Source organism: Parafilimonas terrae (assembly GCF_900115755.1).
GTDB classification, from domain to species: Bacteria; Bacteroidota; Bacteroidia; order Chitinophagales; family Chitinophagaceae; genus Parafilimonas; species Parafilimonas terrae.
The window spans coordinates 13,584-32,569 of sequence record NZ_FOXQ01000003.1 but is presented as its reverse complement, the minus strand read 5'-3'; the positions used below and the strand labels follow the sequence as shown (position 1 = coordinate 32,569).

Annotated in this window: 18 protein-coding genes; 11 read left to right on the top strand and 7 right to left on the bottom strand. The window is 38.7% G+C overall.

Annotated features, from left to right (window positions below):
- Window positions 1-105 precede the first annotated feature (105 nt).
- The 3 genes from BM015_RS06505 (at window position 106) to BM015_RS06495 (ending at window position 3,219) form a co-directional block, all read left to right on the top strand.
- Window positions 106-1,242 (top strand): Re/Si-specific NAD(P)(+) transhydrogenase subunit alpha, encoded by a 1,137-nt coding sequence (locus BM015_RS06505; RefSeq protein WP_090656327.1) that lies wholly within the window; start codon window positions 106-108, stop codon window positions 1,240-1,242.
- 220 nt (window positions 1,243-1,462) lie between these two features.
- Window positions 1,463-1,774 carry an NAD(P) transhydrogenase subunit alpha part 2 gene (locus BM015_RS06500; protein WP_245751267.1) on the top strand — a complete coding sequence of 104 codons (312 nt, stop codon included), beginning with the start codon at window positions 1,463-1,465 and terminating at the stop codon, window positions 1,772-1,774.
- A gap of 5 nt (window positions 1,775-1,779) precedes the next feature.
- Complete coding sequence (locus tag BM015_RS06495) at window positions 1,780-3,219, top strand: NAD(P)(+) transhydrogenase (Re/Si-specific) subunit beta (RefSeq protein WP_090656320.1); 1,440 nt, start codon at window positions 1,780-1,782, stop codon at window positions 3,217-3,219.
- Between the two features lie 37 nt (window positions 3,220-3,256).
- On the opposite strand, the gene dprA is transcribed toward BM015_RS06495, so the two are convergent.
- The 4 genes from dprA to BM015_RS06475 all read right to left on the bottom strand — a co-directional run bounded on the left by dprA (window position 3,257) and on the right by BM015_RS06475 (window position 7,573).
- Window positions 3,257-4,357, bottom strand: a complete 1,101-nt coding sequence (gene dprA, locus BM015_RS06490; RefSeq protein ID WP_090656317.1) for a DNA-processing protein DprA — start codon at window positions 4,355-4,357, stop codon at window positions 3,257-3,259.
- A 180-nt stretch (window positions 4,358-4,537) separates the two neighbouring features.
- Window positions 4,538-5,254 carry an SIMPL domain-containing protein gene (locus tag BM015_RS06485; protein ID WP_090656314.1) on the bottom strand — a complete coding sequence of 239 codons (717 nt, stop codon included), beginning with the start codon at window positions 5,252-5,254 and terminating at the stop codon, window positions 4,538-4,540.
- Between the two features lie 89 nt (window positions 5,255-5,343).
- On the bottom strand, window positions 5,344-6,159 hold the full coding sequence (locus BM015_RS06480) for a mechanosensitive ion channel family protein (protein WP_090656310.1): 816 nt from the start codon (window positions 6,157-6,159) through the stop codon (window positions 5,344-5,346).
- 181 nt (window positions 6,160-6,340) lie between these two features.
- Window positions 6,341-7,573, bottom strand: a complete 1,233-nt coding sequence (locus BM015_RS06475) for a nucleoside recognition domain-containing protein (RefSeq protein ID WP_090656307.1) — start codon at window positions 7,571-7,573, stop codon at window positions 6,341-6,343.
- A 122-nt stretch (window positions 7,574-7,695) separates the two neighbouring features.
- Here BM015_RS06475 and ychF point away from each other — a divergent pair, with 122 nt between their 5' ends.
- Window positions 7,696-8,793, top strand: coding sequence for a redox-regulated ATPase YchF (ychF, locus tag BM015_RS06470; RefSeq protein WP_090656304.1), 1,098 nt, complete (start codon window positions 7,696-7,698; stop codon window positions 8,791-8,793).
- Between the two features lie 164 nt (window positions 8,794-8,957).
- On the opposite strand, the gene hisS is transcribed toward ychF, so the two are convergent.
- Complete coding sequence (gene hisS / locus BM015_RS06465; RefSeq protein ID WP_090656301.1) at window positions 8,958-10,316, bottom strand: histidine--tRNA ligase; 1,359 nt, start codon at window positions 10,314-10,316, stop codon at window positions 8,958-8,960.
- Window positions 10,317-10,357: 41 nt separating this feature from the next.
- Complete coding sequence (locus BM015_RS06460; protein WP_245751266.1) at window positions 10,358-10,840, bottom strand: low molecular weight protein-tyrosine-phosphatase; 483 nt, start codon at window positions 10,838-10,840, stop codon at window positions 10,358-10,360.
- A gap of 168 nt (window positions 10,841-11,008) precedes the next feature.
- Here BM015_RS06460 and BM015_RS06455 point away from each other — a divergent pair, with 168 nt between their 5' ends.
- The 7 genes from BM015_RS06455 (at window position 11,009) to coaD (ending at window position 17,187) form a co-directional block, all read left to right on the top strand.
- Window positions 11,009-11,821: an energy transducer TonB gene (locus BM015_RS06455; RefSeq protein ID WP_090656298.1), complete on the top strand. Its 813-nt coding sequence runs from the start codon at window positions 11,009-11,011 to the stop codon at window positions 11,819-11,821.
- Between the two features lie 31 nt (window positions 11,822-11,852).
- Window positions 11,853-12,086: a hypothetical protein gene (locus tag BM015_RS06450; protein WP_090656295.1), complete on the top strand. Its 234-nt coding sequence runs from the start codon at window positions 11,853-11,855 to the stop codon at window positions 12,084-12,086.
- A 7-nt stretch (window positions 12,087-12,093) separates the two neighbouring features.
- Complete coding sequence (locus BM015_RS06445; RefSeq protein ID WP_090656292.1) at window positions 12,094-13,044, top strand: PstS family phosphate ABC transporter substrate-binding protein; 951 nt, start codon at window positions 12,094-12,096, stop codon at window positions 13,042-13,044.
- Entirely contained in the window at window positions 13,044-14,801 is a 1,758-nt protein-coding gene (locus BM015_RS06440; protein ID WP_090656290.1) for a tetratricopeptide repeat protein, read from the top strand. The genes BM015_RS06445 and BM015_RS06440 overlap by 1 nt, the downstream gene beginning before the upstream one ends.
- A gap of 211 nt (window positions 14,802-15,012) precedes the next feature.
- Window positions 15,013-15,534: a bifunctional pyr operon transcriptional regulator/uracil phosphoribosyltransferase PyrR gene (pyrR, locus tag BM015_RS06435; protein ID WP_090656286.1), complete on the top strand. Its 522-nt coding sequence runs from the start codon at window positions 15,013-15,015 to the stop codon at window positions 15,532-15,534.
- Between the two features lie 198 nt (window positions 15,535-15,732).
- Window positions 15,733-16,665 (top strand): aspartate carbamoyltransferase catalytic subunit, encoded by a 933-nt coding sequence (locus BM015_RS06430; RefSeq protein ID WP_090656282.1) that lies wholly within the window; start codon window positions 15,733-15,735, stop codon window positions 16,663-16,665.
- 54 nt (window positions 16,666-16,719) lie between these two features.
- Complete coding sequence (coaD, locus tag BM015_RS06425) at window positions 16,720-17,187, top strand: pantetheine-phosphate adenylyltransferase (RefSeq protein ID WP_090656280.1); 468 nt, start codon at window positions 16,720-16,722, stop codon at window positions 17,185-17,187.
- 65 nt (window positions 17,188-17,252) lie between these two features.
- Here coaD and BM015_RS06420 read toward each other — a convergent pair whose 3' ends face one another.
- Complete coding sequence (locus BM015_RS06420; protein ID WP_090656278.1) at window positions 17,253-18,863, bottom strand: Na+/H+ antiporter; 1,611 nt, start codon at window positions 18,861-18,863, stop codon at window positions 17,253-17,255.
- Window positions 18,864-18,986 lie beyond the last annotated feature (123 nt).

Below are 18,986 nucleotides of genomic sequence, written 5' to 3'. Positions count from 1 at the left end.
CTTATAGTTCTTTACCTGTTTTATTAAACATGTTCGTCACAATATCGCGACCGGATTTTGTTAATACAATAAAAGCCGATAATTTACGGGTTGTAACTATTGCCAATGACGATAGCCATCCTGAAAGAACCAATTAATGAAACGAGGGTTTCGCTTCTCCCTGAAGCGGCTGATACACTTACCAAACAAAATATAGTTGTAAATATTGAAAAGAATGCCGGTGCATTGGCTTATGCACCTGACGAATTATACCAATCAAAAAATATCAGGATAGCTGAGCGGACAGAAATTTTAAATGCTTCAGATATTATCTTGACCATCCAGCCTTTATCACAAGAGGAAATTACAGCGCTTAAAACAAATGCAATATTGATTGGTATTTATCAGCCTTTATTCAATTATCAGTTTATAAAGCAACTGGCTGAAAAAAATATAACTGCATTCAGTCTTGATATGATGCCGCGGACCACCCGTGCGCAAAGTATGGATGTGCTTAGCAGCCAGGCTAATATTGCAGGTTATAAAGCAGTGCTTGAAGCGGCCAATATTTATCCGCGGTATTTTCCCATGTTTATGACGGCTGCAGGCAGCATTAAGCCTGCAAGGGTTTTAATTCTTGGGGCAGGTGTTGCAGGCCTGCAGGCAATTGCAACGGCAAGACGTTTGGGTGCAGTAGTTGAAGTGTTTGATACAAGGCCTGCAGTAAAAGAAGAAGTGATGAGCCTTGGTGCAAAATTTATAGAAGTGGAAGGCGCCGCGGATGCATCAAAAGCTGGTGGTTATGCTGTTGAACAAACTGAGGAATATAAGCAAAGGCAACAGCAAAAGATTGCAGCTTCTGTTGCCAAAGCAGATATTATAATAACTACGGCGCAAATTCCCGGCAGGAAAGCACCGGTATTAATTACCAATGAAATGCTCGATAGTATGAAGCCTGGTTCTATTATCATTGATCTTGCAGCAGCAACCGGCGGTAATACACTTCAAACAAAAAACAATGAAACGGTTAAGTATAAAAATATAACCATTGTTGGCAACAGTAACCTTGCTGCAACCATGCCCGGCGATGCCAGTAAATTGTATGGAAAAAATGTATTGAATTTTCTTCAGCTTATTATAACAAAAGAAGGAAATATCAATCTGAATTTTGAAGATGATATTGTTGCAGGCTGTTGTATTACACATGGTGGTAAAGTGGTGAATGAAAGGGTGGGAGGATTGATTGATAAGCTGATTGGTTGAGTAGTTAAGGAAACCAGGAATTGGGAATTTGAAATAAACTTGTGAACAGGTGAACGTGTGAACCTTTGAACAAATTAAAGAGAGTTTTACAGGTTGAAGCGTCTTTGCATGGTCAAACGCTTCAAAAGCGAGAACCCAATATTTAATTGCACAGAAAAACAGAGAAGAGAGAGGCTTTTTATCTGTTAGCTCTAAACGCTGTGCATAAAAAATAAAAATTATGTTGAACTGGATAAGCGAAAACCAGCAGTACATCTACATCGTAATACTTATGATCTTTTTGGGTATTGAAGTAATAGGAAGAGTGCCGAGTGTTTTGCATACGCCGTTAATGAGCGGCGCCAATGCCATTCATGGTGTAGTGATTATCGGCGCCATCATCGTAATGGGTAAAGCGGAAAGTAATAATTATGTAGCATTAATACTTGGCTTTCTCGCTGTGATATTAGGAACCCTAAATGTAGTAGGCGGCTTTGTTGTAACCAATCGTATGCTGGAAATGTTTAAAGGCAAAAAAGAAAAAAAACATTAATGTAAATGCTGTCAGAATTACTCACTTTAATTTATATACTGGCTTCAGTAACATTTATTATTGGTTTGAAGATGTTGTCAAATCCTGCAAAAGCGCGTAATGGTAATTTAATTGCTGCCGCAGGAATGACGCTTGCTATTCTCGGAACTATTTTTTTATATAAAGATGAGTATGGTCAACGGCTTCACAATTACGGATGGATTTTCGGTGGCATTATAATAGGCGCAGTAGTTGGAGCACTTGCTGCGAAAAAAGTAAAGATGACGGCCATGCCTGAAATGGTGAGTTTGTTTAACGGCATGGGTGGCGCCTGCGCCATGCTTATTTCAGTTGTTGAATTCAATCATTTAAGCGAAGTGTTTTATAAACCGGGCTGGAGCGAGGTTCCCTGGAAAATTAATGGCGCAATTATCGGTCACCTGCTTACAATATATGCAGGCGCTTTTATAGGCAGCGTTTCTTTTGCCGGCAGCATAATTGCCTGGGGTAAATTAAACGGAAAAGTCAAAGACTTTTCTTTTAAAGGCCAGCATATTTTTAATATCGTGTTGCTGTTTGTTATCATCGGATTAATCATCTTTTTATTATTTGGCCTTAACCCGCTTAACTATAAACTGTTTTATCTTATTCCTTTTTTATCGCTTGTTTATGGAGTACTATTTGTGTTCCCAATCGGTGGCGCAGACATGCCCGTTGTAATTTCCCTGCTGAATTCATTTACCGGGGTTGCTGCTGCCTGCGGTGGGTTTTTATATGATAATAAAGTTATGCTCACAGGGGGCATTCTTGTTGGTGCAGCAGGCACATTGCTTACCATTCTTATGTGCAAGGCCATGAACCGCAGCCTGAAGAATGTATTGATAGGAAATTTTGGAGGAAGCAAGACTGTTGCTGCACAAAGCAAATCGGGTGGGAATTATAAAGAAATAAGTGTGAGTGACGCGGCTGTAGCAATGGCTTATGCAAAAAAAGTAATGATCGTTCCGGGCTATGGCCTGGCTGTAGCACAGGCACAACATGCTTGTCATGAACTGGAAAATATGCTGGAAGAAAAAGGTGTTGAAGTAAAATATGCCATTCATCCGGTTGCAGGAAGAATGCCCGGCCACATGAATGTTTTATTGGCTGAAGCCGATGTGAGTTATGATAAACTGCTTGAAATGGAACATGCCAACGATGAATTTAAAACAACAGATGTTGTGTTGATTCTCGGCGCCAATGATGTAGTAAACCCTGCAGCTAAAACAGATAAATCTTCTCCTATTTATGGCATGCCTGTTCTTGAAGTGGAAGAAGCAAAAATGGTGATCGTAAACAAGCGCAGCATGAAGCCGGGTTATGCAGGCATTGAAAACGAACTTTTCTTCAAACCCAAAACATCCATGTTATTTGGCGACGCCAAAAATATATTGCAGCAACTGGTGGTTGAAGTGAAAGAGTTATAATTCAAGGAAAAATAATACCCTCCCACCGGTTGAAGATTTAATACACCAGCTTATACATTTTTCCCGGCAAACTTGTTATTACATTCTGCAATTCTAAATTTAATATAGCTGCCGCTATTGAACTGCTGCTAAGGTTACTTCCAATATTCAGCTCATCAATATGCACACTATCTTTTTGTTTTAAAAGATTAATGATTATTTTTTCATCTTCACTTAACTCAATAAACAATTCGGCCTGCAATTTTCTGCTGGTTTTTTTTGGTTGCCAGCCAAGGCTTTCTATAAGATCTTTCGCATCAGTAAATAATGCAGCCTTATTGCTTTGAATAAGATAATTGCAGCCTGCACTTTTTGCATCAGAGATGCGGCCGGGCAAAGCAAAAACATCGCGGTTATAATTGTTAGCCAGTTCAGCAGTAATCATGCTGCCGCCCTTTATTGCGGTTTCTATTACAATTGTGGCATCTGCCATACCTGCAACAATCCTGTTGCGTTTTGGAAAATTATATTTATCAGGTTTTTCATAATGACGAAATTCTGTAAGCAAACCGCCCTGTTCTGTTATTTCTTTTGCCAGCGATTTATGCTGGCGCGGATAAATTGTTTGCAGCCCATGGGCCAATACGGCAACCGTTTCAAGTTTATTTTGCAGCGCTGCTTTATGTGCTATGCTGTCAATACCATAAGCAAGCCCGCTTACAATTAAAACATTCATGCCAGCAAGGTCATTCACCAGTTTTTCAGTGACCTGTTTACCATAATCCGTATTATTTCTTGTGCCGATAATGTTTATAATACGGGAAACATTTAAGCTTGCATTGCCGCGATAATACAACAGTGTTGGCGTATCATAGCAATTCAATAAACGCTGCGGATAATTTTTGTCTGTAATAAAGAGCGGTTGTATTTTATACTTTTCAATAAACTTTATTTCTTCTTCTGCTATTGAAAAATCTTCAAACGATTTTATATTGGCGGCGCTTATTAAACCAATATTTTCCAAAGTGCTTAACTCTTTCTTTTTAGCTTTAAAAACACTTTCAGCATCGCCATAAGTTTCAATAAGTGTTTTAGCCTGAACGCAGCCTACATTGGGAACGAGGGTTAAGGCAATTTTATATAAGAGGTCATTATTCATAGAGCAGGGTTAATGTATGATATAAGGAATGAAAATAATAATTATTATTCAAAAATGAATGATAGCCATAAATCGTCGATCGAAAAATGCGAAAGTTGATTTGCCAATAATAAAAAACTCACAATTCATTTAAATGAATTGTGAGTTGAATGACTAAGTTGTGGCCGGGAGCTTATTTAATTACTTCAATTCAAACACTACATTTACGTTATACTGAATTTTTATTTTCTTAAAATCAACATCCATTGGTGCAGCTTCTGCATCGGCAGCCTTCATCATCATATTAGCTGCATAAACGGGCCTTGGATAACTGCCGTTTTCTACCGGGTCATTGATGGTTAAAGCCTGGCCCACATTATCGCCTAAAGCAGCAGCGAGGTAAGTTGCTTTTTCTTTAGCAGCTTTTATAGCCTGTATCTTCAGTTCTTTTTTAATTGAATCCATATTGCTGTGCGATGTGCGGCTTAAAGAAAAATTTTGTGTTGCCTGGTCATCAAGTTTATCAACCAGCTTGTCCATGTCATTCACTGATTTCATTTTTACTTCATAAGTAATGCCGGCCTTCATGTCAGGGTTTTTCTTTTTATTTTTTTGGTACCACCAATAGTTGCCATCCCACCCTGAATATCCCTGCACAACCACATCAGTATCTGCAATGCCCATACTTTTGGCAGCGCTTAAAAACTGGTTACGAATGGTTTCTATATCCACCTTTTCGCCATTTTTCTTTGTGTATTCACGCAGTTCCACCTGAACATAAATTTCATCCGGCGTTATTTCCAGTTCAGCAGTGCCGGTTACATTAATAGTGCGTTGCTTAATAACATTATCACCTGTTTGCGCATTGGCAAATAATAAAAACAAACTTGCAGAGAGCGCTAAAAATACTTTCTTCATAATTCTCAATTTAATTTACAGAATGATGAAGCTATTTAAAATATTACACAAGCACAAAATGCTATTAACAATGGTTTAAGAACTTCTTCCTAAGCTGTTTTGGAAATTAATACCTGCGAAGGCACTGGCGCTGTAATATTATTTTCAGTAAATGCTTTCTGAATTTTTTCGAGCGTTCCAAAATAAACACTCCAATAATTTTCAACAGTTGAATAAGGGCGTATGGATAATTCATTAAAATAACCACCCAGCTTTGAAACAAATACACCGGGCGCAGGGTCTTTTAAAATATTTTCATCCTTATTCATTACCTCAATTGCAATTGCTCTTACTTTATCCATATCATTATCGGCAGCCACATTCATGCTAAGGTCAACACGTATACTGCCATGCCTGCTATAGTTGGTAATAATACCATTCGATACCATTGCATTGGCAATAATAGTGGTTTTATTATCTGGTGTGAGCAATATGGTATTGAATATTTGTATTTCGTGCACAGTGCCAATCTGCCCGTTACTTTCAATAAGGTCGCCTACTTTAAAAGGCTTGAATAAAAGTATTAAAACGCCTCCCGCAAAATTGGCCAGCGAACCCTGCAAAGCCAAGCCAACAGCCAAACCCAAAGCGCCTATCACTGCAATAAAGCTGGTGGTTTCAATGCCAATCATACCGGCTACACTTACAAGTAATAACACTTTCAACCCAATGCTGATGAGGCTGAGCAGGAATGATTGCAGTGATACATCAAAGCCGCGACGCACCATTAATTTGCCCAATAACCTTGTAATAATATTTGTTATCCAGAGGCCTATAATAAAGAAGAGTATGGCGCCAAGAATCTTTAAACCGTAGGTTGCGAAAAGCACCTGTATATTCTCATACATTTTGGTAATATTATCCATAGTTGAAAGTTTTAGTTAACTAAAAATAACAGTTACATTTTTATTTATGCTGATATTTTGGCTGAAGGATGTTGTTTGATTGTATGAATTGCTTACAGTAAAATAGTTAGTGCAATTAATCTTCTATCGTGAGCGAATAAGAATATCAATTAAATTCTAAAATAACCCTTTAGATCGTTTATTACTTAAAGAAGATATAGGCAATAATAATAGCAGCAATCACGCCAATAATATCTGCAAACAATCCTGCCCACACAGCGTAGCGAACTTTCTTAATGCCAACACTGCCAAAGTATAATGCAAGAATATAAAAAGTAGTATCAGTGGTGCCCTGGAAAGTGCTGGAAAGCTTACCAATAAAGCTATCCGGCCCGTAAGTTTTCATGGCGTCTATCATCATGCCCCTTGCACCGCTGCCGCTAAAAGGCCTCATGATTGCAGTTGGTAATGCAGGAACAAAATCGCTGTTAAGCCCTGTTGCATGTATCACGTAACTTATGCCATCCACAATATAACCAAGCGCCCCGCTATCCCTGAAAACACGGATGGCAACGAGCATTCCAACGAGGTAAGGAATTATTTTCAGCACTACGTTAAAACCTTCCTTCGCGCCTTCAATAAAAGCATCAAAAACCGATACTTTTTTATAAGCGCCGCCCACAATAATTGCTACAATTATTATAAGCAAAATCAGGTTGCCGCTTATGGTGCTGAACGTGCTTTTAGTTGCAGCGCTCATGTGGCTTACGCCTATCATTAACACAGCAACAAGCGCTATCAAACCTATTATCCAGGCAAGCAAAACAGCATCCCATTTTAGTTTTTGTTTAATGCCCACAACAATAATGGAAGCAAGTGTTGTAATAACTGTTCCCAGAACACATGGAATAAAAACGCTGGTAGCATCTGTTGAGCCAACGGAAATCCTGTATGTAAAAATTGAAAGTGGAATTAATGTAAGCCCGCTTGTGTGCAATACCAAAAACATTATCTGCGCATTGGATGCAGTGCCTTTGTTAGGGTTAATATTTTCCAGGCTTTGCATGGATTTTAAGCCAAAAGGCGTGGCAGCATTATCAAGGCCGAGTATATTAGCGCTGAAATTCATTACCATTTCACCCATCACAGGGTGGCCATCCGGCACCTCGGGGAAAAGCCTTTTCATTAATGGGTTTAACTTTCTTGCCAGCCAGTTAATAGCGCCTGCTTTTTCAGCAATATTCATCAGTCCCAAAAAGAAAACCATTGTTCCTATAAGAGAGAAAGCAACATCTACCACGGAAGATTTGGCAGAATCGAAAATCCCATCAACCAAAGTTTTAAAAATGGTGGTATCGCCATCAACAAAAAACTTAATTAACGCGATAATAAAAGCTATAACAAAGAATGCAATAAATACAATGTTTAAAGCCATGCGGGAAAATTAATAATTAACAATGAATAATTAATAAAGGTTTATATAACACAACGTTCTGTATAAGATTATTACTTTTGCGGCCATTTTTGAATTTTTACTTTTGAATTTCAATTTTTACTATGGCTTTACAGGCAGGTATTGTTGGGTTGCCCAACGTAGGAAAATCAACCTTGTTTAATGCATTGAGCAATGCGAAGGCACAGGCAGCAAACTTTCCGTTTTGTACAATAGAACCTAATGTGGGTGTTATAACGGTTCCTGATGAAAGATTATTTGAACTGGAAAAACTGGTAAACCCGCAGCGTGTTGTTCCGGCTACCGTTGAAATTGTTGACATTGCCGGGCTGGTAAAAGGCGCCAGCAAGGGCGAAGGATTAGGCAACCAGTTCCTGGGGAATATTAGAAATACTGACGCTATTATTCATGTGCTGCGCTGCTTTGATGATGACAATGTAATTCATGTGGATGGCAGCGTAAACCCGGTTCGCGATAAGGAAATTATTGATACCGAATTACAGTTGAAAGACCTTGAAAGTGTTGAGAAAAAAATTTCAAGGCTTGAAAAAGTTGCCCGCACCGATAAAGATGCAGCAGCAGGATTGGAAATATTAAAAGCATTAAAACAACATTTTGAGCAAGGCAAAAATGCAAGGGGTTTTAGTGTGAATGAAAAAGATCGTGAAAAATATATTGATGATATTTTCCTGCTTACCATAAAGCCGGTAATTTATGTGTGTAATGTGGATGAAAAATCTGTAATCACGGGCAATCAATACACCGAAGCTGTAAAAGAAGCAGTGAAAGATGAGAATGCAGAAATATTATTTATCAGCGCTGCTATTGAAAGCGAGATTGCGGTAATGGAAAGTTATGAAGACCGCAAAATGTTTTTGGAAGATTTGGGACTGAAAGAAAGCGGCGTTGTACGGCTTATTCGTTCAACCTATCATTTATTAAACCTTGCCACTTATTTTACCGCCGGCGTGCAGGAAGTAAGGGCCTGGACGATTCATAGAGGTATGTCTGCACCACAGGCTGCCGGTGTTATACACACAGATTTTGAGAAAGGATTTATTCGCGCAGAAGTTATAAAGTATGATGACTTTCTTAAATACAAAAGTGAAGCTGCATGCCGCAGCGCCGGTAAGTTAGCTGTGCAGGGAAAAGATTATATTGTTGAAGACGGCGATATAATGCACTTCCTTTTTAATGTGTAATATTCAGGTTGAATAATAAAAAAGAGGTTGTTTGAATTTCAAACAACCTCTTTTTTATTGAAGTTATTTATGTTTTAAAATATGCTAATATGAAAATACTTTAAAGCTTTAAAAAGAATCCAAAATGCCAGGTCGTTTATCTATGCAAACATTTCAAACAACATCTACTCAAAAGAAAAAGATATAAGCTCTGCTTGTTCTATTGTTTCCTGTTTGCCTGTAGCAATGTTTTTTATTACACAACTGCCCGCTTCAAGTTCCTTGCTGCCAATAATAATAATATAAGGGATGTTATTGCGTTCGGCATATTTAAACTGCTTATCAAACTTAGCAGCCTCATGATAAATTTCTGCTTTTACTTTATTGTTTCTTAATTGCCGGAGAAGATCGTACGCAGCTTTGCTTTCTGCCTCGCCCAAATTAAAAAACAATACCTGTGTTGATGTTTGCAATGATGAAGGAAATAATTTCAATTCTTCCATCACATCATACATCCTGTCAACGCCGAAGCTTATGCCAACGCCCGGCAAACCAGGCACATCAAATAAACCTGTAAGATCATCATAGCGGCCACCACCACCAATGCTGCCCATCTGCACGTTTTGGGCTTTAATTTCAATAATGGTTCCGGTATAATAATTTAAACCACGCGCCAATGTAAAGTCTATGGAAAAGTTGGCATTATCCTGATTATGCGACAATAAAAATTCCAGTTCCCGGATACCTTGCCTGCCAATTTCAATTTCGCCTATCAGGGATTTTATATTGTTTATTTTAGATTCATTATCCCCGTCAATTGAAATGTATTGTTCAATCAACTCAATCTGCAAATGCTGCAAGCCTCTGTCGGCAAGCTCTGTTTTTACCTTGTCCCAGCCAATCTTATCCAGCTTGTCAATAGGAACGGTTATATCAGTTATTCTTTCGCTGCCACCGCATAATTCAGCGAGAGCTGAAAGAATTTTCCTGTTGTTGATTTTTATTTCAACATCAACATTCAGTTGCTTAAAAACGTCTGTATAGATATTGATAAGCTCCACTTCATTTAATAAAGAATTGCTCCCCACCACGTCTGCATCGCACTGGAAAAATTCACGGTACCGGCCTTTTTGCGGACGGTCTGCACGCCACACAGGTTGCACCTGGTAACGTTTAAATGGAAAATTCAATTGCCCGTAATTCATAGCGACGTACCGCGCAAAAGGAATAGTGAGATCATAACGCAAAGCACGTTCAGTAATGCCGGCAACGTTTTTGCCCTCCAGCACTTTTTCAAAATCAAGCCTGGCCTGCTCATGCTTTTCTTTTCGCTCAAGGCCATTGTTCAGTATCTTAAAAAGAAGCTTATCGCCTTCTTCTCCATACTTGCCTGTTAACGTATCAAGGTTTTCCATAGCCGGTGTTTCCAGCGGTTGAAAACCATATAATTCAAATACGTTTTTTATTGTATTGAAAATATAGTTGCGTTTGCGTATGGTTGTTGCGTTAAAATCCCTGGTTCCCTGTGGTAATGATGGTTTCATGCCTCTGACTTCTTAATGCGAGAACTTTTTATGAAATAATATTATACAAGCTTTTTATCTTTTACGGTTGGTGCGTATTTTTTAATGATAATATCACAAGCATTGTCAATCATAGCATATACTTCGTGATAACCCTGCTCTGTGCCATACCAGGGATCGGGCACATCCATATTTTTCCCCGGATAAACTTCATTCATCAGTAAAGCGGTTTTAGATGGATCCCATAATTCACCACTTATGCGTTTAATATCATTATAAATGTCTTTATCCATTGCGTATATTTTATCAAAACGCAGCATATCTTCTTTTACAAACTGCCTGCAGCATTGATTGCTTATATCCACACCGTTAAGTTTAGCCACTTTTTGCGAAAGCCTGTGCGGCGGCTCGCCCACATGATAATTTGCCGTGCCTGCGCTATCAACCTGCCAGTTTAAACCGGCTTTATCTGCCTTGTGCTGCATAATGCCTTCTGCCAGCGGGCTTCTGCAAATATTGCCAAGGCATACCATTAAAATCCTCATCTTATCCTTATTTATTAAGGCGCAAATATAGCTAACGAAAGGCTGATGGAACTTTCGTATAACTCAAACAAGTACCGGAACTTAATATTTATGGAAATATTTTATTAAAAGCATCTCATAAGCAGAGCGCTCTGTAACAAAATCTATTCATCATTTAAATTTTATTTTATGCTGCCTGATAAAATTATGCAGAGCGATTTGCTTGATATTCTTTTTGAAAACAGGAATAAAAATTATGGCGCTTATGCAATCAGAAAATCTTACAATAAAACATTATTATATGCTACCGGAATTACTTTGTTTATAGCAACTGCTTTTTCTTTTTCGCAGTTTATACATCATAAAAATGATGCGGTGCTTTCCAGCCGGCTCGTGTATATACCCGACCAGGATTTGATAAAGGTTATAGAGGCGCCTAAAGAACCTAAGCCGGTTGAAAGCAAGCCGGTTGAAAAAAAGATTAACCAGAAAATATATTCCAAGCCGGTAATATCTGATAAGATTGAAACAACGGAAATGCCGGCAATAGAAGATTTGGGTAAGAGTATAATTGGTGCGCAAAATATTATTGGCGCAGATGACGATGGCTCTGTAAAACCACCTGTGGAAACAGGTGCTGGTAAAGGAACAGAGACTGTTAAACCTGAACCAGTAAAAGAAGATAAGCCTTTGTTCAAAGCGCAGGTGATGCCTGAATATCCCGGCGGCATTGAAGCGCTTAAAAAATTTATGCTGAAGAATTTACGTCAGCCCGATGATTTGCAGGCAGGTGAAAAAATTATTGTGCGGGCATCATTTGTTGTAAATAAGCAGGGAAAGATTGAACTGGTGAAAATTATTGCAAAAGGGAGAGAAGACCTTGATAAAGAAGTAATAAGGGTTATTAACAAGATGCCTTTATGGAAACCCGGCATGCAAAATGGTACTGCAGTTTCTGTATATTTTAATTTACCTGTAACATTTCTGGGTGCGGAAGAATAAAAAATATTTTATATTGCCAACTTTGAATTAAATGAATAACGATTTAGAAAGCAGGCGCCGTAAGAGTTATACGCAAATGCGTATGATTTACGATCTTACCATGGCTGGCCTTATGATTGGTATGTCTTTCATACTTTTTTTTGGAGATAAATTTGGATTGGATTTAATTGCAGGCCTTGATTCGCTTATGCGCTATGGTTTTGGCACGTTGTGTTTGCTGTATGGAGGATTCAGAGTGTACCGTGGCATAAAACACAATTATTAATTTTTGAATGATGAGTGAGCGCAGGCTTTTTATAAGTTTTTGCATTAGTGTTTTTTTATGTCTGGCGTTTGTAAACTGCAGAAATAAAGTTGACAAATACGATTCGCCGATAAGAGGTAAAATTTTCATAAGTGTTGATGAAAGCTTTAAACCTGTAATAACAGAGCAGGTCAAGGTGTATGAAGCATCGCATCCCGGAACGCATATTGAAGCAAGCTATAAATCAGAAGCCGATTGTTTCAGGGATTTGCAGAAAGACAGCACAAGAATGATAATTGTTTCGAGAGGATTGAGTGAAGAAGAAAACCAATTCTATAAAGATAAATTATCATTTAAGGTACAGTGGGATATTTTAGCGTATGATGCCATTGTTGTAATTGTAAACAAACAGTCAAAAGACAGTCTTTTCACTATTGATAAACTCAGGGATTATTTAAGCGGAAAGGATACCAGTAAACTGGTTGCTGTTGATGGGAGAAATGCTACAAGCACCGTACGAATGTTAAAAGATTCCTTATTAATGGGGGGTGAATTTGGAAAAAATGTGATGGCTGCGCCGGATAGCAAAGACCTGATCAGTTATGTTTCGTCTAACGAAAATGCAATTGGTTTCATAGGTTTTTCATGGGTGGGCGATGAGGATGACCCTGTTCAGCAACGGTACAAAGATTCTATCAGGTTTGGCCTAATAGAATGTAAAAATTGTGAAGCAGGCACATTTGCAAAGCCTTCACAGGCAACAATTACAGCAGGGCAATATCCTTTGGTACGGCCTTTGTTTTTTGTTTTAAAAGAAAACACTTTAGGGTTAGGCTCGGGTTTTGTAAACTTCTTAAGCCTTGAAAGAGGCCAGCTTATATTCAGGAGAAGTTATCTCGTACCGGCTAAAATGAATTTCACAGTTAGAAAATCCATGATGGAGTCAAATACAAATCTCATAAATAAAACAACAGAATAATGAAGAAAACAATCTTATCTCTTGTTACTTTCTTAAGCATGTACACCATTGTTACTGCGCAAAGCATTGATGATGGTAAAAAGTTTTTGTATTATGAAAGGTATACAAGTGCTAAACAGGTGTTTGAAAAACTTGCGTCGGGTAATAAAGATGCAGAAGCTGTTTACTGGCTTGGCCAGGCTTACCTGGATGCCGACCAGCTGGATAGTGCAAAAACCGTTTATCAGAATGCATTAACCGCAGGGCTTAACGATCCGTGGATATGGATTGGCAGCGCTCATGTTGATGTATTGCAGGGTGGCGATATAAATGCTGCAAAGCAAAAGTTTGAGCAGGCAATTACTGCCACCACTAAAACAAAGGGAAGAAATAAAGGGCCTAACGCTGATATCTTAAATGCAATTGGCCGCGCTATGGCCGATGGCCCAAGCACTGTAGGCGACCCGAATTATGGTATTGATAAATTAAAACAGGCCGCTTCAATCGATCCTCAAAATCCGGGTATATTTATCAATCTCGGAAAATGTTACCTGAAATTAGGCGGCGATCATGGCGGCGAAGCTTTTGAAGCCTTCAGGCAATCTACTGTTATTAACCCGCAATTTGCTTTGGGTTATTACAGGATCGGGCTTATTTATCAAAGCCAGCGCAACCAGGAGTCTATGAACGAATGGTACGGCAAGGCTATCAATGCAGACCCTACATTTGCCCCTGTATATCTTCAATATTTCCAGTATTATTCTGAAACAGACGTTTCAGCAGCAAAAGAATACCTGGATAAATATATTGCCAATGCTGATAAGGATTGTAAAACAGAATTCTTTGTGGGTGATTATCTTTTCAGGGCTGGTAAATACCAGGAGTCATTGGCGAAAGCAAAAGAAATGGAAAGTGGTTCCTGTAAAGATTATCCGAGCATTAGTATATTATATGCCTATAACTATGACAGGTTAGGCGATTCCGTACAGGCAAAATCTTATATTCAAAAATATTTTGCAGTGGCAAACCCCGATGCGCTTCAGCCTGCAGACTACGCTTTTGCCGGCAGCATTTTTGCAAAATTTCCGGGAGGTGAAGATAGCGCAATTGCCTATCTGCAAAAAGCTGTGGATTTAGATACAGTGAAAGATGAGCAATTGAAATATTTGATTACAGCAGGCAAAATTGCTGCTGCTTCAGCAAATTACAGGAGGCAGCTTGCTATTGTGAAGAAAATGGAAACCATAAACGGCGGCAAACTTTCAGAAACAGAATATTTCAATCTTGCAAAAGCAATTACTGATGCTAAAGAAGCCGATTCTTCAAAAACATTTGATTCTTCAAAATACCTGATTGGCGATTCTGTGATCATGTTATATGTAACTGCATATCCTGATAAACCACAAGGTTATTCTTTCAGAACGCGTTTTGCGAAAATGAGCGATGTGGATTCAACAAGAGGTTTAGCAGTTGCGCCAATTGAGCAATACAATGAATATTTGTCAAAAGATACATCGGAAGATGCTAAAAAATCAATGTTTGCCAATTACTATTACCTGTTGCTTTATTACGCACAGTATGCAACCGATGTTCCCAAAGAACAGGAATACCAAAGGGCGATTGATGTTACTGAAAAAATGAAAGCCATATATCCTGATCCTAATTCTGATGAATACAAGTTTGCAGATGGAACAGGTAAATCACTGCAGAGCTCACTTGATAAATTCAATAAATCAAAAGCAGCAAACGGAAGTGGTTCCGGTAAAAGCCAGAAATAAATTGTTGGATTATTTTTTAAAAAGCCCTTCAGTAATGAGGGGCTTTTTTAATGAATAGAAATGCGTAAAAATTTTTTGCCGGTATGCGCAGGTTGGCGTTTGAAACAAGCTTGGTACTTTATGTATCGCACCGGCTGTAATAATCTTACTGCTCTTTATTAGCCAATAGAATTAATCTTTATCTTTATTCAAAACCAAAAAAATCCACGCTTTGAAATCTATTCTCACAAAAAACCAGATTAAGTTAACGGTAAAAAGATTGGCACATCAAATTTTAGAAAATCATCTTAATCTTGAAAATACAGTGCTTATCGGCATTCAGCCAAGGGGTATTTTTTTAAGCGACAGGATTGTTGATGAATTGAAAAATTTAATTCCTTCTGATAAAATATTATATGGAAGGCTTGATATTACTTTTTACCGGGATGATATTCGCGAAGAGTTAAAGCTTGCCAATGCAACGAAAATACCTTTTAGCACTGCAGGAAAAAATATCGTGATTATTGATGATGTTTTATGGACAGGCCGCACCATTCGCTCAGCTTTGGATGCGCTTATTGATTTTGGGCGCCCGCAAAAAGTGGAATTATGTGTTTTGATAGACCGGCGCTTTAGCCGCGAATTGCCTATACAGGCAGATTATGTTGGCCGCGCCATCGATACCTTTCCTTCCCAAAAAGTATATGTGCGCTGGCAGGAAAATCATGGCGGCGATGAAGTGATATTAGAATGATAAGGTTTAATGTTTAAAAGTTCACGAGTTTAAAAGTTCACGGGTTTACGAGTTGTTGTTCTTTTTGTTTAAAGTTGAATGTATAAAGTTTAAAGATTCCATTAATCACCAACATTGATTACAATTTGGAAGATGTGTTTATAAAAACTATAAACTGAAAACTATAAACTACAAACTAAATTATATCTTCGCTTTTTAATGAAGCTGTCATCAAAAAACCTGCTCGGCATTAAAGATCTCTCCAGAGAAGATATCCAGTTAATTCTTTCCACCGCAAGCCAGTTTAAAGAAGTTTTACAAAGACCTGTAAAAAAAGTGCCTTCGCTGCGCGATGTTACAATCGTAAATCTTTTCTACGAAAATTCTACACGCACAAGATTTTCTTTTGAGCTTGCGGAGAGGCGTTTAAGCGCCGATGTTTTAAATTTTGCCGCCGGCACATCGTCTGCAGCAAAAGGAGAGACGCTGCTTGATACCGTTAATAATATCCTCAGCATGAAAGTGGATATGGTGGTAATGCGCCACAGCGCCACAGGTGCGCCTCATTTTCTTGCACAGCACATTCCTGCAGCCATTGTAAATGCAGGCGATGGCATTAATGAACATCCAACGCAGGCCCTGCTTGATGCTTATTCCATGCAGGAAAAAACAGGCAGGCTGGAAGGATTAAAAGTTGCTATCATCGGCGACATTATGCATAGCCGCGTAGCGCTCAGCAATATTTATTTACTTACAAAAATGGGCGCTGAAATTACAATTGCAGGGCCGCCAACGCTTATCCCAAAATATTTGCAGGAAGCATTTAATGTAAATGTTACTTACAATGTAAAAGAAGCGTTGCAGTGGTGTGATGTGGCAAATGTGTTGCGCATTCAACTGGAAAGGCAAAATCAGCCATTGTTTTCCTCGCTGAGGGAATACAATCTTGCTTATGGCATAAAAAGAAGTTTGCTCGACAGTATTGATAAAGATATTGTGATCATGCACCCCGGCCCCATAAACCGCGGTGTTGAATTGGACAGTGATGTTGCCGACGGGCCTTACTCTATTATTTTAAACCAGGTGGAAAATGGTGTGGCGGTGCGCATGGCGGTTTTATATTTGCTAAGCCCGCAAAGCGCGAATTCTTAATAACATAAATAATAATTCCCGGAATAATTTTTCGGGAATTACAAGGAGCATGCTATGAGTATTTGCTTATTTCCAGGTACGTTTGATCCGGTTACTTTAGGCCATATTGATATTATCGTTCGTGCAAAACCTTTGTTTAAAAAAATAGTGATTGGCATTGGCAAAAATGCATCCAAATCTCCTATGTTTTCTGCCGAACAAAGACTGGAATGGTTCAATGAAATTTTTAAAGATGAGCCCGGCATTGAAGCTGCCATTTATGAAGGCCTTACTATTAATTTTTGTAATGAAATAGGTGCAAAATTCATTCTTCGCGGCATTCGCTATGTGAGCGATTTTGAATATGAAAAAGCTATTGCCGATGCCAACCGCACATTGGATAAAAGCATCGAAACCATTTTTCTTACCGGCGCACCAATTTATACGCATGTGGCTTCAACTATTGTTCGGGATATTATAAAGCACCACGGGGATGCTTCCCTCTTTTTGCCTGAAGTTGTTACTAAAAGTTTGAAGAAATAAATTAGCAATTAATCTAAAAACTGTTCTTTTAACCGGTAAAATTACTGTACCGGCTGGCTGTTCTGTTACTGCTTTTTAAGGCGTGCTTCTTCTAAATCAAGATTGTCTTCCACATCTCTTATAATATAATCTTCATAAATTCTTTCATCTTCAAGTTTATGCAGGAGGCGCCTTCGCTCTTCAATAATATCGAGCATAATGTTTTTGTATAATTTTCTTGATGAGCCCACAAATTCTTTTACTGATAATTCCTCGCCTCTTGCCTTGTCTGTCGCTTCAATATTTCTTTCAAATTGTTCCTTTATCCTGGCTATTGATTCGTATTGCTTCATTTCTTCCTGGTAATGTTCATTGAGATAATTTATCACCTGTTTTGCTATGCGGTACCGTATATCTTCTACTTGCACTTCATCGGGCACATATTCATCAATTTCTTCAACCTTTAAAAGCTTAATGAAGAATGGCAGGGTGAGGCCCTGGAAAACAAGCGTTGCAAGAATAATTACGAATGTTATAAAAAGAATAAGGTTCCTGTGCGGAAAAGCGCTGCCATCATCCAGTGTGAGCGGAATGGCCAGTGCGGAAGCCAGCGAAACAACGCCTCTCATGCCAGACCAGCCTATAATAAAAGGAAACTTCAGCCCCGGGCTTTTTTCTTTTTTCCTGATGGTTGCGCTAAGCCATCTTGGAGTAAATTCTATCACATATACCAGTATAATTCTTAATGCAATTACAATAGCAGCGATAATAAGCGCATATTTTATGGCCACATCAATTTGGTATTCGCCTTTCAGGCCTTCCATAATTACGGGCAGCTCCAGGCCAATCAGTATAAATACAAAACCATTTAATAAGAAGTCGATGGTTTCCCACACTTCTTTTGTTTGCATACGTGTGTGATAGTTGAGAAAATCTTTTGAACGGAAGGATAAAAACAACCCGCCGCTCACTACAGCCAATACACCAGACCAGTTAAATTCTTCAGCAATTATATACATTAAATAAGGAGCAATTAGTGTGATAGGCGTTGTAATGCTGGAAGACTTTGCCCATGATGTTAAAACGAAATATAACAGATGGCCAATCACCAATCCCACAAAAACGCCCATTACCGAAAGCACAAGAAAATTTACTATGGCATCCTGTGCCACAAACTCGCCTGTTTTTATTGCAGCCAAAGCAAATGAAAATACGGTGAGTGATGCTGCATCATTTACAAGGCTTTCGCCTTCCAGGATGGCAATACCCCTTTTTGGGATTTTTGCACCCTTTAATACGGAAGCGGCCGCCACTGCATCAGGCGGGGAAATAATACCGCCCAGAAGGAATCCCATTGCCAGTGTAAAACCGGGAATGATATTAATAGAAAAATGCGCTATCGCCATTGATGTAAAAAACACCAGTCCAAACCCGAGCAAAAAGATAGACCGTTTCCATTTCCAGAAATTATTCCACGATGTATGCCAGGCGGCATCGAACAGCAGGGGAGGAAGGAAGATGAGAAACACTATATCCGGGTTTACGCTTATATTGGGTATTTGCGGAATAAACGATATACCCAGCCCGCCAATAACCAGGAAGATAGGATAAGATATTTTTATTCGCTGGCTCAGCACAAACAATAAAGCCATTGCAAAGAACAACGAAATAATAAGCAACAAACTGTGGTGAATCATACGCTGCTAAAATACAACATCATTTTTTGCCTTTTTTAAGGTGGCCATAAAATGGTGTGAGAAGGGAGCTGTTATATTACATCATCAACGGATAAAAAGATTATTGAAATAACATACATTCAT

What these genes read in the sequence shown, in the direction of transcription:
- BM015_RS06505 (WP_090656327.1), top strand. Translation starts at nt 106, where the DNA reads ATGACGATAGCCATCCTGAAAGAACCAATTAATGAAACGAGGGTTTCG.
- BM015_RS06500 (WP_245751267.1), top strand. Translation starts at nt 1,463, where the DNA reads ATGTTGAACTGGATAAGCGAAAACCAGCAGTACATCTACATCGTAATA.
- BM015_RS06495 (WP_090656320.1), top strand. Translation starts at nt 1,780, where the DNA reads ATGCTGTCAGAATTACTCACTTTAATTTATATACTGGCTTCAGTAACA.
- dprA (WP_090656317.1), bottom strand. Translation starts at nt 4,357, where the DNA reads ATGAATAATGACCTCTTATATAAAATTGCCTTAACCCTCGTTCCCAAT.
- BM015_RS06485 (WP_090656314.1), bottom strand. Translation starts at nt 5,254, where the DNA reads ATGAAGAAAGTATTTTTAGCGCTCTCTGCAAGTTTGTTTTTATTATTT.
- BM015_RS06480 (WP_090656310.1), bottom strand. Translation starts at nt 6,159, where the DNA reads ATGGATAATATTACCAAAATGTATGAGAATATACAGGTGCTTTTCGCA.
- BM015_RS06475 (WP_090656307.1), bottom strand. Translation starts at nt 7,573, where the DNA reads ATGGCTTTAAACATTGTATTTATTGCATTCTTTGTTATAGCTTTTATT.
- ychF (WP_090656304.1), top strand. Translation starts at nt 7,696, where the DNA reads ATGGCTTTACAGGCAGGTATTGTTGGGTTGCCCAACGTAGGAAAATCA.
- hisS (WP_090656301.1), bottom strand. Translation starts at nt 10,316, where the DNA reads ATGAAACCATCATTACCACAGGGAACCAGGGATTTTAACGCAACAACC.
- BM015_RS06460 (WP_245751266.1), bottom strand. Translation starts at nt 10,840, where the DNA reads ATGAGGATTTTAATGGTATGCCTTGGCAATATTTGCAGAAGCCCGCTG.
- BM015_RS06455 (WP_090656298.1), top strand. Translation starts at nt 11,009, where the DNA reads ATGCTGCCTGATAAAATTATGCAGAGCGATTTGCTTGATATTCTTTTT.
- BM015_RS06450 (WP_090656295.1), top strand. Translation starts at nt 11,853, where the DNA reads ATGAATAACGATTTAGAAAGCAGGCGCCGTAAGAGTTATACGCAAATG.
- BM015_RS06445 (WP_090656292.1), top strand. Translation starts at nt 12,094, where the DNA reads ATGATGAGTGAGCGCAGGCTTTTTATAAGTTTTTGCATTAGTGTTTTT.
- BM015_RS06440 (WP_090656290.1), top strand. Translation starts at nt 13,044, where the DNA reads ATGAAGAAAACAATCTTATCTCTTGTTACTTTCTTAAGCATGTACACC.
- BM015_RS06430 (WP_090656282.1), top strand. Translation starts at nt 15,733, where the DNA reads ATGAAGCTGTCATCAAAAAACCTGCTCGGCATTAAAGATCTCTCCAGA.
- coaD (WP_090656280.1), top strand. Translation starts at nt 16,720, where the DNA reads ATGAGTATTTGCTTATTTCCAGGTACGTTTGATCCGGTTACTTTAGGC.
- BM015_RS06420 (WP_090656278.1), bottom strand. Translation starts at nt 18,863, where the DNA reads ATGATTCACCACAGTTTGTTGCTTATTATTTCGTTGTTCTTTGCAATG.